General features: G+C 59.8%; 15 protein-coding genes. 8 read left to right on the top strand and 7 right to left on the bottom strand.

Annotation, left to right across the window (positions count from 1 at the left end; all coding sequences use genetic code 11):
* Window positions 1–3: 3 nt before the first annotated feature.
* On the bottom strand, window positions 4–738 hold the full coding sequence (locus ACA079_RS08570; protein WP_497703197.1) for a thioesterase II family protein: 735 nt from the start codon (window positions 736–738) through the stop codon (window positions 4–6).
* Between the two features lie 219 nt (window positions 739–957).
* Complete coding sequence (locus tag ACA079_RS08565) at window positions 958–2,130, bottom strand: MFS transporter (protein ID WP_497703196.1); 1,173 nt, start codon at window positions 2,128–2,130, stop codon at window positions 958–960.
* A 244-nt stretch (window positions 2,131–2,374) separates the two neighbouring features.
* Between ACA079_RS08565 and ACA079_RS08560 the strand changes: the two genes are divergently transcribed.
* The 4 genes from ACA079_RS08560 to ACA079_RS08545 all read left to right on the top strand — a co-directional run bounded on the left by ACA079_RS08560 (window position 2,375) and on the right by ACA079_RS08545 (window position 6,609).
* The gene (locus tag ACA079_RS08560) at window positions 2,375–3,175 is read left to right on the top strand and encodes a glucose 1-dehydrogenase (protein ID WP_497703195.1); all 801 of its coding nucleotides are present in this window, start codon (window positions 2,375–2,377) and stop codon (window positions 3,173–3,175) included.
* Complete coding sequence (locus ACA079_RS08555; RefSeq protein ID WP_497703194.1) at window positions 3,168–4,994, top strand: glycoside hydrolase family 15 protein; 1,827 nt, start codon at window positions 3,168–3,170, stop codon at window positions 4,992–4,994. Before ACA079_RS08560 ends, ACA079_RS08555 begins: the two co-directional genes overlap by 8 nt.
* Before the next feature lie 288 nt (window positions 4,995–5,282).
* Window positions 5,283–5,672 (top strand): hypothetical protein, encoded by a 390-nt coding sequence (locus tag ACA079_RS08550; RefSeq protein WP_497703193.1) that lies wholly within the window; start codon window positions 5,283–5,285, stop codon window positions 5,670–5,672.
* A 34-nt stretch (window positions 5,673–5,706) separates the two neighbouring features.
* Window positions 5,707–6,609: an alpha/beta fold hydrolase gene (locus tag ACA079_RS08545; RefSeq protein WP_497703192.1), complete on the top strand. Its 903-nt coding sequence runs from the start codon at window positions 5,707–5,709 to the stop codon at window positions 6,607–6,609.
* Here ACA079_RS08545 and ACA079_RS08540 read toward each other — a convergent pair.
* Window positions 6,578–7,561, bottom strand: coding sequence for a GlxA family transcriptional regulator (locus ACA079_RS08540; protein WP_497703191.1), 984 nt, complete (start codon window positions 7,559–7,561; stop codon window positions 6,578–6,580). The two genes, ACA079_RS08545 and ACA079_RS08540, sit on opposite strands and share 32 nt — an antisense overlap.
* A 90-nt stretch (window positions 7,562–7,651) precedes the next feature.
* On the opposite strand from ACA079_RS08540, the gene inhA reads away from it, so the two are divergent.
* Window positions 7,652–8,347: an isonitrile hydratase gene (gene inhA, locus ACA079_RS08535; protein ID WP_497703190.1), complete on the top strand. Its 696-nt coding sequence runs from the start codon at window positions 7,652–7,654 to the stop codon at window positions 8,345–8,347.
* 545 nt (window positions 8,348–8,892) lie between these two features.
* Here the strand turns inward: inhA and ACA079_RS08530 are convergent.
* Together ACA079_RS08530 and ACA079_RS08525 are read right to left on the bottom strand one after the other, a co-directional pair.
* A complete protein-coding gene (locus tag ACA079_RS08530) occupies window positions 8,893–9,693 on the bottom strand; it encodes an aminoglycoside phosphotransferase family protein (protein ID WP_497703189.1) in 801 nt (266 codons plus the stop codon).
* Window positions 9,694–9,700: 7 nt separating this feature from the next.
* Complete coding sequence (locus ACA079_RS08525; RefSeq protein ID WP_282480961.1) at window positions 9,701–10,189, bottom strand: SRPBCC family protein; 489 nt, start codon at window positions 10,187–10,189, stop codon at window positions 9,701–9,703.
* Window positions 10,190–10,385: 196 nt separating this feature from the next.
* Here ACA079_RS08525 and ACA079_RS08520 point away from each other — a divergent pair, with 196 nt between their 5' ends.
* The 3 genes from ACA079_RS08520 to ACA079_RS08510 are packed head-to-tail and all read left to right on the top strand — an operon-like array spanning window position 10,386 to window position 12,167.
* Window positions 10,386–11,318 carry an ADP-ribosylglycohydrolase family protein gene (locus tag ACA079_RS08520; protein ID WP_497703188.1) on the top strand — a complete coding sequence of 311 codons (933 nt, stop codon included), beginning with the start codon at window positions 10,386–10,388 and terminating at the stop codon, window positions 11,316–11,318.
* Entirely contained in the window at window positions 11,311–11,709 is a 399-nt protein-coding gene (locus ACA079_RS08515; protein ID WP_497703187.1) for a GFA family protein, read from the top strand. Before ACA079_RS08520 ends, ACA079_RS08515 begins: the two co-directional genes overlap by 8 nt.
* A gap of 56 nt (window positions 11,710–11,765) precedes the next feature.
* Window positions 11,766–12,167 (top strand): lysozyme inhibitor LprI family protein, encoded by a 402-nt coding sequence (locus tag ACA079_RS08510; RefSeq protein WP_497703186.1) that lies wholly within the window; start codon window positions 11,766–11,768, stop codon window positions 12,165–12,167.
* A 135-nt stretch (window positions 12,168–12,302) separates the two neighbouring features.
* On the opposite strand, the gene peaD is transcribed toward ACA079_RS08510, so the two are convergent.
* The gene (gene peaD / locus ACA079_RS08505) at window positions 12,303–13,421 is read right to left on the bottom strand and encodes a quinohemoprotein amine dehydrogenase subunit beta (protein WP_497703185.1); all 1,119 of its coding nucleotides are present in this window, start codon (window positions 13,419–13,421) and stop codon (window positions 12,303–12,305) included.
* Window positions 13,422–13,445: 24 nt separating this feature from the next.
* Window positions 13,446–13,769 (bottom strand): quinohemoprotein amine dehydrogenase subunit gamma, encoded by a 324-nt coding sequence (gene qhpC / locus ACA079_RS08500; RefSeq protein ID WP_008027961.1) that lies wholly within the window; start codon window positions 13,767–13,769, stop codon window positions 13,446–13,448.

The raw sequence follows: 13,769 nt of genomic DNA, 5'->3' as shown, positions 1-13,769 counted from the left end.
GCGTCAGGCGCTGACTGCCATGGCATGCCGCCGATGATGAACCTCCAGCTGATCCTTCATCACCCGCAATACCTTGGCTTCGTGCTCATGGATAAAGAAGTGTCCGCCAGCCAGCATGTCCACCGAGAAACTGCCGTGGGTTTCCTTGCTCCAGCCGATCAACTGTTCGGTGGTGGCACGATCAGCCTTGCCGCCGAGCACGTGAACCGGGCACTTGAGCAACGGGCGCTGTTGCGGCTCGAAACGTCCGCACAATAGAAAATCCGCGCGCAACACTGGCAGCGTCAGGCTCATCAGTTCTTCGTTGGCCAGCACCTCTTCACTGGTGCCGTTGAGGGTGCGCAATTGTTCGATCAATTCGGCATCGGTTTTGGGCTCGGCGAAACCCCGGTCGTAGTCGGCACGCAGGGTCGGTGCGGCGGTGCCCGAAGCGAACAGCGCCACCGGTTCCGGACAGCCCAGCGAGCGAAACGCATGGGCCATCTCACAGGCCAGCAACGCGCCAAGGCTATGGCCAAACAGCGCATACGGCGTCTTGAGCGTGGCTTTTTGTTCCTGCGCGAGTTGCAGCGCCAGACGTCGCATGTCGGTGTGCAAGGGTTCGCCAAACCGGGCACCTCGGCCCGGAAGTTCCACGGGTTGCAGCTTGAGCCACTCCGGCAGTTTGCGCCGCCAGCGGCTGTAGACCATGGCACTCGCGCCCGAATAGGGCAGGCAGAGCAATGTCAGCTGGGTCACCGGGTTTACCTCGAAAAGTTGTCTGTTAAGAGAACGGATGAGCGCCGAGGGGAATTAGTCGGACACAGGACTGTGGCGAGGGAGCTTGCTCCCGCTCGGCTGCGCAGCAGACGTAAAACCGGCAGATACGGTGTACCTGAAAAATCACCGTGGATGGTTTTGGGGCCGCTGCGCGACCCAACGGGAGCAAGCTCCCTCGCCACAGGTTCTGTGTTTGATTTACTTGAGGTGGCGGAAGCTTTGGACTGCGGAACCGAGGACCACAGCGCCAGCCGCAATCGCCACCCAGAACCCACTGCGCGCGCCGAACGCATCCACCAGCCACCCGGAACTGGCCGCACCGATCGCCACGCCGATGCTCAATCCGGTCACCAGCCAGGTCAGGCCTTCAGTGAGTTTGGCCGGCGGCACGATGCGCTCCACCAACGCCATCGCAACAATCAGCGTCGGAGCAAAGAACAACCCGGCGACGAACACCGCCAGCGACAGCCCGAGAATGTTCGTCGCCAGCAGCAACGGCAACGTGGTCACCGCCGTCGCCACCCCGCCGTACAGGAACAGTTGCGGCAACGGCAGTTTCGAGCGCAACGCGCCGAACGCCAAACCGGCCAGGCACGAGCCGATGGCATACACCGACAACACAATGCTCGCCGCCGCCGGCTGGCCCTGCTGCTGGGCGAACGCCACGCTGACCACGTCCACCACGCCGACGATGGTGCCCATGGCGACCATCAACAGCATCAGCAACTGAATCTCGCTGGAACGAATGATCGAGCCTTGATGATGGTCGTCATGAGGATGAATCGCCGGCTCGGTGTCACGTTGCAGCACAAACGCCGTCACCCCGATCGCCAGCATCAGCAACGCCGCCAACGGCCCCGCCTCGGGGAACGCCACCACGCACAACCCCACCGACAGTGGCGGCCCGACAATAAAACAGACCTCGTCCAGCACCGACTCCAACGCATAAGCGGTTTGCAGCTCTGGCTGGCCGCGATAAACCTCGGTCCAGCGCGCCCGCACCATCGCCGACATGCTCGGCATGCAACCGGCCAGCGCGGCGAACACAAACAACGTCCAGTTCGGCGCCTGCAAGCGCGTGCAAAGCAACACCAGCAACAACGCCCCGCCACCGATCAGCGCCGACACCGGCAAGATCCGGCGCTGCCCGAAACGATCCACCAGTCGCGAAACCAGCGGTGCACAAAACGCCGTGGCCAGGGCAAACGTCGCCGCCACTGCGCCAGCCAGTCCGTAGCCACCCTGCAATTGCGAGAGCATGGTGATCAGGCCGATGCCGGTCATGGAAATGGGCATGCGCGCGATCATCCCTGCCAGCACAAAAGCGCCGCTGCCTGGGGCTTTGAACAGCTCGCGGTAGGGGTTTGCCATAGGTGCATGTCTCAACAAGGGCCTGCAAGTTGCCACAAAGACTGATCAAGGGGAAAGCAGCTAATTGTTGGTTCAATGTGAAGGCCTTGAAGATCAAAAGATCGCAGCCTTCGGCAGCTCCTACAGGAGATCGCATTCCACTGTAGGAGCTGCCGAAGGCTGCGATCTTTTGACCTTGCAGCTGAACTCTCTGCAACTCAAACCAGTCAGCTAGTTAAGCCCTCAACTCAAGGCGCTGACATTCATGCAGATTTCCCTCGACCAACAAGTCGCCCTGATCACCGGTGCCAGTTCAGGCATCGGCGCCGGAGCCGCCAAGGCACTGGCCGCCGCCGGTGCCGCCGTGGTGATCAACTACAACTCCCAGGCTGCTCCCGCTGAAGAACTGGCCCGGCAGATCAATGCTGAAGGCGGTCGGGCCATCGCCATAGGTGCCGACGTTTCGAAAGAAGCAGACGTTGAACGGTTGTTTGCGCAAACCCTCGAAGCCTTCGGTTTTCTGGACATTCTGGTCGCCAACTCCGGCATGCAGAAAGACGCACCGGCCGTGGACATGAGCCTCGCCGACTGGAACCAGGTGATTGGCGTCAACCTCACCGGCCAGTTCCTCTGTGCCCGCGAGGCACTGCGGATTTTCAACCAGCAAGGTGTTCGCGAAGGCGTGTCCCGGGCCGCCGGCAAGATCATCCACATGAGTTCGGTGCACCAGCGCATCCCCTGGGCCGGTCGCGTCAATTACGCCGCGTCCAAGGGCGGCGTGGACATGCTGATGCAAACCCTCGCCCAGGAAGTCAGCCACCAACGCATCCGCATCAACGGCATCGCACCGGGGGCGATTCGTACGGCCATCAACCGAGCCGCCACCGAAGGCGACCATGAGCAGGAACTGCTCAAACTCATCCCCTACGGCCGGGTCGGCGATGTCGAGGACATCGCTAACGCGGTGGTCTTCCTCGCCTCCGATGCCTCCGACTACATCGTCGGCACCACTCTGTTCATCGACGGCGGCATGAGCCTTTATCCGGAGTTTCGCGGCAATGGCTGATCATCATCCCGAACGACAAAGCGCTATCGATGCCCATGGCATCATCGGCGACATGCGCAGCGCGGCACTGGTCAACGACAAGGGCAGTGTGGATTTTTTCTGCTGGCCGGAATTCGATAGCCCATCGATCTTCTGTTCGTTGCTGGATACGCCTGAAGCCGGGATTTTCCAACTGTCCCCGGATTTACCCGACGCTCGCCGCGAGCAGATTTACCTGCCCGACACCAATGTGTTGCAAACCCGATGGCTCAGCGACCGCGCGGTGGTCGAAGTCACCGACCTGCTGCCCATCGGCGACAGCGAAGATGCCACGCCGGTGCTGATGCGCCGGGTTCGTGTGGTCAGCGGCCAGGCGACGTTTTATATGCGCTGCGCCGTGCGCCATGACTACGCTCGCGCCAAGACCCGCGCGCGCATGGATGAAGAAGACGTGACCTTCGAGGCCGCCAATCAGCCGTCCCTGCGCCTGTCTTCGGATCAGGCTTTACGCATAGATGGCCATGCGGCAGTCGCCGAATTCACCCTCGAACAGGACCAGACCGCCGAGTTCATGCTGGGCGGTATCGACGATCCGCGGTTCAAGGAAGGCGTCGCCACGATATGCCTGGAACGAACCCTGAAGTTCTGGCGCGACTGGATCGGCCAATCCAACTACCGCGGCCGCTGGCGGGAAATGGTCAATCGCTCGGCCCTGGCGCTGAAGCTGCTGACCTCGCGCAAACACGGGGCGATCCTCGCCGCCGCGACCTTCGGCCTGCCGGAAACGCCTGGCGGCGAGCGCAACTGGGACTACCGCTACACGTGGATCCGCGACGCCTCGTTCACCGTCTACGCGTTCATGCGCCTGGGCTTCGTTCAGGAAGCCAATGATTACATGCGCTGGCTGCGCGGGCGGGTCAGCGATTGCCACGGCAAATCGATGAAACTCAACATCCTCTATGCCATCGACGGCCGCCAGGAACTGCCGGAAACCGAACTCTCGCACCTCTCCGGCCATGGCAGTGCGACACCGGTACGGATTGGCAATCAGGCTTACGATCAGGTCCAGCTCGACATCTTCGGCGAGTTGATGGACGCGGTGTACCTGGTCAACAAATACGGTGACGCCATCTCCCATGAAGGCTGGAAACACGCTGTGGAAGTGGTCGATCAGGTCTGCGAAACCTGGGAGCAAAAGGACGTCGGCATCTGGGAAATGCGCGGCGAGCAGCATCACTTTCTGCACTCGCGGCTGATGTGCTGGGTCGCACTGGACCGAGCCATTCGCCTCGCCTCAAAACGCTCACTGCCCGCCCCGTTCGCCCGCTGGGACCAGACCCGACAGGCCATCTACGCGGACATCTGGGAAAACTTCTGGAACGAAGAACGCGGACATTTCGTCCAGTACATCGGCGGCACCGCCCTCGACGGTTCAATGCTACTGATGCCGCTGGTGCGTTTCGTCAGCGCCAAAGACCCGCGCTGGCTCGCGACCCTCGACGCCATCGAAAAGAATCTGGTGCGCGACGGCATGGTTTACCGCTATCGCAATGACGACACCCGAATCGACGGCCTCGACGGCACCGAAGGCGCCTTCGCCGCGTGCTCATTCTGGTACGTCGAATGCCTGGCCCGCGCCGGCCGGGTGGAAAAGGCGCATCTGGAATTTGAACAGTTGCTGAGGTACGCCAACCCGCTGGGGTTGTACGCCGAAGAGTTCGACAGCCATGCGCGGCATCTGGGCAATACGCCGCAAGCGCTGACGCATTTGGCACTGATCAGTGCGGCGAGTTTTCTGGATCGGAAATTGAGTGGGGAGAAGAGTTTCTGGCAGCCGTGAAACCAGGTAGCCCTGTGGCGAGGGAGCTTGCTCCCGCTGGGCTGCGAAGCAGCCCCACTCGGTGTGTCAGATAAAACGCGGTGGCGGAGTCTGCGACGGCTTCGCCGCCGAACGGGAGCAAGCTCCCTCGCCACAGGTTTTGCGTAGGCCAAAGCCTTACATTGCTTAAACAAAACCCGCCTCCACACCCGAAAATCCTTTGTTGCCAGCCGTTACTTCCCCCCCTACCATCGACCGTCAACGGGTACAGCGGAGCTGTCCAACAAAACCCGAATTCAAGGAACCAGAATGACCCAGCGCATCCACCGCAGCATCGACACCCCACTCCGGTCAGGCCTGAACCGTGATGAATTGTGGGAAGGCCAGGACAAAGGCCTGATCAAATGCTGGGAAATCGGCCGCCAACGCGCCGCCCGTTTCCCCGAACTCGCCCAACGCTGCCTTGCCGGCGAACTCCCGGTGCTGGGCTGGAAAGGTGGCGTCAGCCGCAGCCTGAAAAAACTCGAAAAATACGGATCCCTCAAATACCTCGCTCAGTGGCAAGGGTTACGCGGGGAAGATCTGGACATTGATTTGGGTGAAGAACGGGCGTTGACCTGTTCGCGGACCAACATGGTGGTGACGTTTACGCCGGATCGGTCGAAGTACTTCAATCAAGTGGCGGAAGTGGAAGTCTAGGAATTAGGCAAATTCAACCTCTCTGGAGTGTCGAATGAACAATGAAGCGCTGATCCACTTCACCAAAACTCCAAGTCTGTCGCTCGCCTACGAAGAACACGGCCCCACCACCGGCGAAGCCGTCATCCTCCTCCACGGCTTCCCCTACTCCCCCCGCGCCTACGACGAAATCGCCCCAGCCCTCGCCGCCAAGGGCTACCGCGTCATCGTCCCGTATCTGCGCGGTTACGGCCCGACCCGTTTCAACCACCCCGACACCCTGCGCTCCGGACAACAAGCCGCCCTCGCTCAGGATTTGCTGGATCTGATGGATGCGTTGGCCATTCAACAAGCCGCCCTGTGCGGCTACGACTGGGGCGGTCGGGCGGCGTGCATCGTGGCGGCGCTATGGCCCGAGCGTATTCGTTGCCTGGTGACCGGCGACGGTTACAACCTTCAGGACATTCCCCATTCCACCGAACCGTTGGACCCGGAAACCGAGTACCGCCTCTGGTATCAGTACTACTTCCACACGCCACGCGGCGTCGAAGGCCTGACGAAAAATCGTCGAGCCTTGTGTGAATTACTCTGGACGTTGTGGTCACCGACCTGGACCAAGGGCCCTGAGCTGTATCCCCTTAGTGCCCCGGCCTTCGATAATCCGGATTTCGTCGAGGTGGTGATTCACTCCTACCGCCACCGGTTCATGTACGCGCCCGGCGACCCGGCGCTGGAGTGGATCGAAGAAGCCCTGACCCGACAGCCGCCGATCAACGTACCGACGATTTCCCTGTGTGGGGCGGACGATGGCGTCGGACCGGCACCGGAGATGGACGAAGACATCGCCCATTTCACCGGGCGTTATGAGCGGCGAGTGCTGGCAGGTGTCGGGCATAACATTCCCGAAGAAGCGCCCGAGGCAACGCTCAGAGCGATACTGGATCTGCTGGAGGGCTGACGCTGAAACGCTCGCGATAGGCCTGCGGGGTCACGCCCATGGCCCGCAGGAAACTGCGTCGAAGCGTCTCTTCGCTGCCGAATCCGCATTGCACCGCCACCCGTTTGATCGGCACGCCGGTATCGCTGAGCAAACGTCGGGCGGTCTCGACCCGAATCAGTTCGATGGCCCGGGCCGGAGTCTGGCCGGTGTCGGCGCGGTAGTGGCGGACGAAACTGCGTTCGCTCATGCCGGCCTGCAAGGCCAGGGTCGGGATGCCCAACTCCTTGGTGAGGTTTTCACTGATCCAGGCATGAAGTTCGTCGAAACGGTTGCCTTCCTTTTGCAAAGAGAGGGTCACGCTGAACTGCGACTGGCCGCCGGGACGTTTCAGGAACACCACCAGTTGCCGGGCAACTTCCAGGGCCATCGTGCGGCCAAGATCTTCTTCGACCATGGCCAGCGCCAGATCGATACCGGCGGTGACCCCGGCCGAGGTCCAGACAGGACCGTCATTGATGAAAATCGGATTGGGCTCAACCTGCAGCCGCGGATGCTGCTGCGCCAACTGCTCGCAACGGGTCCAGTGAGTGACCACCCGCCGGCCATCGAGCCAGCCGCTGGCCGCCAGCAAAAATGCCCCGGTGCACACCGACGCTACCCGCCGACACCCCGTCGCATGTTCACGTACCCACGCCACCAGCGGTTGGTCTTCGGCCGCGTCGTAAACGCCCCAGCCACCGGCAATGATCAACGTGTCACTACCCTCTTCGGGCAACGGCTCGGCCAACAGCGCCAACCCCGCCGAGGACATCACCGCCCCGCCGCCGCTGGCAATCACCGACGGCGCATAAGGTGACGGAAAACCTTGCTGGCGGGAAATATCGTTGGCCGAGGCGAACACCTGCAACGGCCCGGTGACGTCGAGCAATTGCACATTGGCAAAGGCGAGCACGTGAATGGTTTTCGGCATGATTGGCGTAATTCGTGGGGTTATTGGCGTATACGCCAAATCCTACGAGCCTAAAGTGAAGTCGTCCACCCACTTCATGAGAAAAATGCCATGACGTTGCAGATCGGTTTTCTGTTGTTTCCACAGGTTCAGCAACTGGACCTCACCGGCCCTTACGACGTGCTGGCCTCGCTGCCGGACGTGAAGGTGCATTTGATCTGGAAGGACCTGATGCCGGTCACCGCGAGCACGGGCCTGGTGCTGAAACCGACCACCACGTTCGACGATTGCCCGAAGCTGGATGTGATCTGCATTCCCGGCGGCAGTGGCGTCGGGCCGTTGATGGAGGATGAAGAGACGTTGGCCTTCATAAAGACGCAGGCTGCCACCGCGCGTTACGTCACGTCGGTGTGTACCGGCGCGCTGGTGCTCGGTGCAGCGGGGTTGCTGAAGGGCAAACACGCCACCACTCACTGGGCTTATCACGAATTGCTGGTGCCTTTGGGGGCGATCCCGGTGAAGGATCGGGTGGTGCGCGACGGCAATCTTCTAACCGGTGGCGGGATCACGGCGGGCATCGATTTTGCCCTGACCCTGGCCGCGGAGCTGTTCGATAAGGACACGGCAGAGCTGGTGCAGTTGCAGCTGGAATACGCCCCGGCACCGCCGTTTGCGTCGGGCAGCCCTGAGACGGCTCCGGTCAGAGTGCTGGAGGAAGCCCGCAAACGTGCTGCCGGGTCATTGAAACTGCGCTCGGAAATCACTGAACGTGCAGCAGCGAAACTCGATCAGTTGTCAGCACGCTGATCCATCCCGACCGGCAGCCAGTGCCTGGCTGCCGATTCCCCCGGCGAAAATGATGCGCCTAGGATTTTCCATCGCCCATAAAAAAACCCGCCTAAGCGGGTTTCTCAAGACCATTTCGACATCCTGTCGGCAGCCGTCCTGGCCAATGGTCGATCATCCGTGATCCTGAGCGCTTCCTGCGACTCAGTTGATGGATCCAGATTAAACACATCGGTGAAGCGTAAACAGAGGACATACCAGCGCTCTGGCGTAAGCCATTGACCATTCAGTCATGAAGCCCTCTCCAGCTACACGAAACTAATCTGCCCAAAGCCTTTTCGACAGACCAAAAAAAACCCGCCGAAGCGGGTTTTCCCAAGACCATTACGACTCCCTGTCGGCAGCGATTCCTTGCTTATGGTCGATCATCCGTGATCCCGAGCACTTCCTGTGCTTCGGTTGATGAGGCTAGATTACGCTTCGGATCCAATGTGCAATAGACGACATAGCTACCATCGCGTGTAGGACATTCGCTATAGCCGCCCTTCCGAAAACCCTTAGACGGCTCAGGTATCGAGCATTGAAGCCGCGAGTTTCGCGGCCTGTAGCTGACCTTCGGCCGCCAGGGCGTCGTCATCCTCGAGAAACCAGGCTGCCGACAATCCGGCAAACGCCAACACCCATTGCAGTAACCGTCGACGCTCGAGGCCGGCGGCGTCAGCCACCACCGCTATCTGCCTGTGGAAACGCTGAGGATCAGTCGACGTCGGCAAGTCGGGATTACAGATCAGGTTGGCGTAATCGAATCCGCGCTCACCGATCACCCGCTTGGGATCGATGGCCAGCCAACCCCGCGGGCCGAAGTCCAGAACATTGTCGTGATGCATGTCGCCGTGCAGCACCACGACGTCCTGCGGCTCAGCCAACAAGACTTCGGCAGTGGCGAGACTGAGGGAATAAGGGCCGCCAAACTGTTCAGCCGCCAAACGCAGCGACTTGAACCATGGCGCCAATGGAACCAGGGGCGGTGGTGGCGACGGCCGCGGCGCGTGCAGCCGCGCCAATGTCGCACACAATATCTGGCTGGCTTCGTCGTCCTGACCGTTGAGCGCCATGTGCATCAGCGATCGCTGGCCCATGGCACGCTCGATCAACAACCCGTCACCGTCATGGGCATAGACGCGGGCAGCGCCCTCGCCGCCCCACCAGGTCATTAACAGATTGCCGAACTTTTCTTCGGCATCGACAGCAATCTTCAACATCGCCGGCACATCACCCATGCGCACCGGTAATAAACGACTGCCGGGCGTGATGATCGGTTCACCGTCCGGCACCAGCGCCCAGCGTTTCAGCCAAGGTTCGAACATGCAGCCATCACTCTTCCTGACGCTCGCGGGCCTTGGCACTGACTTTGAGAAACTCTTCGATGTTGTTCATCTGTTCATCCCAACCGCGGCTGTCCATGCGGAACGCCTTGAGCCTGCGCGTCTGAGGGATGTGATCGAAACCGGACTCGGTGACCTTGAGTAACGTGCCTTCATCCATGTCTTCGAGCTCGAACTTCACCAGCGTGGTGGGTTCCTGGGAGTAATCGAGCTCAGGCTCCACGGCATACGGGTGCCAGCGAAACGAAAACACCCGTTCCGGCTCGACCCGCTCCACCAGTACGTTCCACAGCAAGTGTTCATAACCCGGGTACGTAATCTGCCCCTGGGTCCATTCACCGGCGACAAAACGCTTGCCCTCCAGCGCCACGCCAAACCACTGCCCAAAGGCTTCGGCATTGGCCAGCACACGCCAGACCTGCGAGCGCGGCGTTTTGAGCAGGATCTTCCTTTCGATGCGATCTGATGCTGGATTCATAAGTCACCTCCTGTACTGAACAGTAGGCCTGTAAGACCACAAGACCAACCCTAAAGTTGTATCAATCGGGTATCGCAATCAACCCTGTACGAAATATTCAGCTGCATTTCCAAGTGTAACTGCTGGTTTGAAAACAAAACGAGTAGACCAAAACTGCTAACGTTAAAAACGAAATTGACTCAGACAAGGACGATTCATGCAGCTTTCACTTACGGAGCGTTATCGCGGAGCCCTGCTGGGCCTGGCCTGCGGTGATGCCGTCGGCACCAGCGTCGAGTTCCAGCCACGCGGCTCGTTCAAGCCCCTGACCGACATGGTGGGTGGCGGCCCTTTCAATCTGAAACCCGGGCAATGGACCGATGACACCTCGATGGCGCTGTGCCTGGCCGAAAGTCTGCTGAGTAAAAACGGCTTCGAGGCGGCCGATCAGATGGGTCGTTACTTGAATTGGTGGCAATGGGGTTATCTGAGCTCGACGGGTGAATGCTTCGACATTGGCATGACCGTACGCGACGCCCTGACGCGTTATCAGGAAACTGGCGAACCGTTCGCCGGTTCCACCGATCCCCGCACGGCAGGCAACGGCTCGCTGATGCGCCTGGTGCCGGTGGTGCTGTATTACTTTCCCGACCGCGACCGAGTTCTCGCCTTTTCCGCACACAGCTCGCGAACCACCCACGCCGCACCGGAAGCGATCGAATGCTGTCAGTTGTTCGCCGAGCTGATCTACCGAGCGTTGCAAGGCGCGTCCAAGGCAGAAGTACTCAGCTTGTCAGAAACGACATGCCTGGAACCCAAAGTGGCCGCCATCGCGCGAGGCGATTATTTCGGTAAACCTGAAAGCGAAATCCATGGCAGCGGTTACTGCGTTGCTTCACTGGAAGCGGCCCTCTGGTGCTTTCATCAGACTGACAGTTTTGAAGCCGCCATCCTGAAAGCCGCCAACCTGGGCGACGACGCCGATACCACTGCCGCCATCGTTGGCCAGTTGGCCGGGGCTCATTACGGTGTGCAGGGCATTCCCGACCGTTGGCTGGAGAAGTTACATTTGCGTGAAGACATCGAAGCCACGGCTGACGCTTTGCTGCGGGCAGCCACCCTCACGCAATCAGGAGCACGCGATGAATAGCCTGCATGGCAGCTGTTTGTGTAAAGCCATCGAATACGAAGTCGATAGCCTCGACATGCCCATCAGTCATTGTCACTGCCAAACCTGTCGCAAGGCACACGCGGCGGCATTCGCCTCGACAGCCGGGGTCATGCGCGAACATTTTCGCTGGACCAAAGGTCAGGACCGTCTGAGCAGCTATGAATCGTCGCCGGGCAAGCTTCGGCATTTCTGTTCGGTCTGCGGATCACACTTGATGGCTGAACGCTTGGCCCAACCCCACGTCATTGTTCGTGTGGCGACACTGGACGATGACCCGAAAATGACGCCTCAGGCGCATATCTGGACGTCACATGATGTGCCGTGGCTTGGCTATGAATCGATTAAAAAATGCCCTGAATGGCAAACATAAAGGGTCGAACACGGCACTAAACTGCATCCCGACTTTCCTGTTACAGCGAGAATCCCATGTACCCACGCTTTCTTCTGGCTCTGACGCCTCTGCTGTTCACTACCGCTGCTTATGCGGTGGACTGCGACAACGCCACCGATCAGGCCACGATGAATCAGTGCGCGGCGCAGCAGCACAAGGCGGCGGACAAGGAGTTGAATGCGCTTTACCAGCAGATCAACGAGCGTTTGAAGAGCAACCCGGAAAGCAAAAAGCTTCTGATCGGGGCGCAGCGTTCGTGGATTGCGTTTCGGGATGCCGAGTGCAAGTTCTCGAGCGCCGGGGTGGAAGGCGGGAGTGTGTATCCGCTGATCTACAGCAACTGTGTTACTGAGTTGACCAAGGCGCGGGTTGAGACTTTCAAGAATTATCTGAAGTGTCAGGAGGGGGATTTGAGTTGTCCGGTGCCGGGGGCTTGATGATTCGGTGATCTTGAGGGCCTCATCGCGGGCAAGCCTTGCTCCTACAGGTTTGTGTCGTTCGCCTGCGTTGTGAACGACTCAAATCCGTAGGAGCAAGGCTTGCCCGCGATGGCGTCCGCACGGGCGAATCGATTACCGAACAAATATCTGCGCCGTCGTGATCGCCATATCCCCACCCGGCAACTTGATGCTGCCAATCTGCTTCATGCTCTCGGAATCAAAGATCGCCACATCATTAAACGTCCCGGCCAGGTAAATCTTGCTGCCGTCCTTGTTGAACGAAATGCAGTAGTAGGAATGTTCCAGCGTCGCCGCCTGGAGCATTTTCTTCTCCTTGATGTCGTACTTCGCCAAACGGTTCAGCACGCCAAACATCAGGTTCGGATCCTTCGGTGAGCGCATGCCGCTGAAGTAGATTTCCGTCAGAGGACCGAAGTCGGTGGTTTCGGTCTTGCCGGTTTTCAGGTCGATGCTGAACAGCCCGTAGAGGTACTCGGCGGTCGCTGGATCCTGCTTCTTGTCCTTGAATTTCGCCGCGGTGTAGAGCAGCGAGAGGTCATGGCGATAAGTCTGCTGGTTCCACACGTAGAGCACGTCCGGTGCGCTGTAGTTCGGGCGCTTCCAGTGGCGGCTGGGGATCAGCACGTCGAACTTGCCGGTCTTCACATCGACCTTGTAGACATCCGCCCCGGCCACATACAGCGTGCCGTCGTCACCACTCTGCATGATGGTCAGCTGTCGTGGCGCCGGGAAACTGCGCACGGGTTTGGCGTCCATGCCGGCGTCGGTGGCGTACACATCGAGCCGCGGTTGCTGCACTTCGTAGCGGTCGTTGAGCATCAACGTCGGGTTGGCAATGGTGAACAATTCCTTGCCGTCGTGGCTGAGGGTAAAGGCGAACATGGACCGCGCTTTCTCCCCCGGTTTCTGGGCGATGCTGGCGTGGAACACCTGCTTGCAGCTGTCGAGTTCAACACCGTAGACATCCGCGTAGTGGTTGTTCAGCACGTAAGCGGTCTTGCGGTCCGGCGACAACTGAACGGTGCCGGGACCGAAGGCATCCGGCATTTTGCAGGTCTTGAACAGGGTGTCGGTGGCCAGGTCGATGACGTGCAGGTTGTTCGGGTAATTAGTGGTCACCATGTACTCGTGACCGGTTTCGAGTGCAGTGTTTTCATCGGCCATAAGAGTGAGCGAACAGACGCTCAGGACGGCAAACGCGGCCAGGCCGCAGGCTTTGATGCTAGGCATGCTGGAATCCTTTTATCTGACCGATTACTTGTCTTTTGGAAAGACAGTCCCGAGGTTGCGCCAGTTGTCGTTGGACGCCTGGGCATCCTTGTTCCAGTCCGGGTAGGTGCTCATCATGTCGGGCACCTGGGCCGGCCACCAGCAAGGGTCGGAACATCCGTAAAGGTCGGCTTCCATCGGCTGGCACAGCGACGACACACCGCCAAAGGCGTCGATTTCCCAACCCGGGTCGGTGGTCGAGGCGCAGCCGGCGACGGAACTCATCGCCACCACCTCTTCGATGCGGTTTTCGGCCGCGGCCTCATCGAGTTTCAGCGCTTTATTATTGATTGCCTTGAGATGTTTCAT

Source organism: Pseudomonas sp. LBUM1645, from assembly GCF_059716185.1.
This window is presented reverse-complemented; position numbering and strand designations above follow the sequence as displayed.

Coding starts and splice junctions, on each gene's coding strand:
- ACA079_RS08540 (WP_497703191.1), bottom strand. CDS start 7,561: ATGCCGAAAACCATTCACGTGCTCGCCTTTGCCAATGTGCAATTGCTC.
- ACA079_RS08545 (WP_497703192.1), top strand. CDS start 5,707: ATGAACAATGAAGCGCTGATCCACTTCACCAAAACTCCAAGTCTGTCG.
- qhpC (WP_008027961.1), bottom strand. CDS start 13,769: ATGAAACATCTCAAGGCAATCAATAATAAAGCGCTGAAACTCGATGAG.
- ACA079_RS08510 (WP_497703186.1), top strand. CDS start 11,766: ATGTACCCACGCTTTCTTCTGGCTCTGACGCCTCTGCTGTTCACTACC.
- ACA079_RS08555 (WP_497703194.1), top strand. CDS start 3,168: ATGGCTGATCATCATCCCGAACGACAAAGCGCTATCGATGCCCATGGC.
- peaD (WP_497703185.1), bottom strand. CDS start 13,421: ATGCCTAGCATCAAAGCCTGCGGCCTGGCCGCGTTTGCCGTCCTGAGC.
- ACA079_RS08520 (WP_497703188.1), top strand. CDS start 10,386: ATGCAGCTTTCACTTACGGAGCGTTATCGCGGAGCCCTGCTGGGCCTG.
- ACA079_RS08530 (WP_497703189.1), bottom strand. CDS start 9,693: ATGTTCGAACCTTGGCTGAAACGCTGGGCGCTGGTGCCGGACGGTGAA.
- inhA (WP_497703190.1), top strand. CDS start 7,652: ATGACGTTGCAGATCGGTTTTCTGTTGTTTCCACAGGTTCAGCAACTG.
- ACA079_RS08550 (WP_497703193.1), top strand. CDS start 5,283: ATGACCCAGCGCATCCACCGCAGCATCGACACCCCACTCCGGTCAGGC.
- ACA079_RS08515 (WP_497703187.1), top strand. CDS start 11,311: ATGAATAGCCTGCATGGCAGCTGTTTGTGTAAAGCCATCGAATACGAA.
- ACA079_RS08565 (WP_497703196.1), bottom strand. CDS start 2,130: ATGGCAAACCCCTACCGCGAGCTGTTCAAAGCCCCAGGCAGCGGCGCT.
- ACA079_RS08525 (WP_282480961.1), bottom strand. CDS start 10,189: ATGAATCCAGCATCAGATCGCATCGAAAGGAAGATCCTGCTCAAAACG.
- ACA079_RS08560 (WP_497703195.1), top strand. CDS start 2,375: ATGCAGATTTCCCTCGACCAACAAGTCGCCCTGATCACCGGTGCCAGT.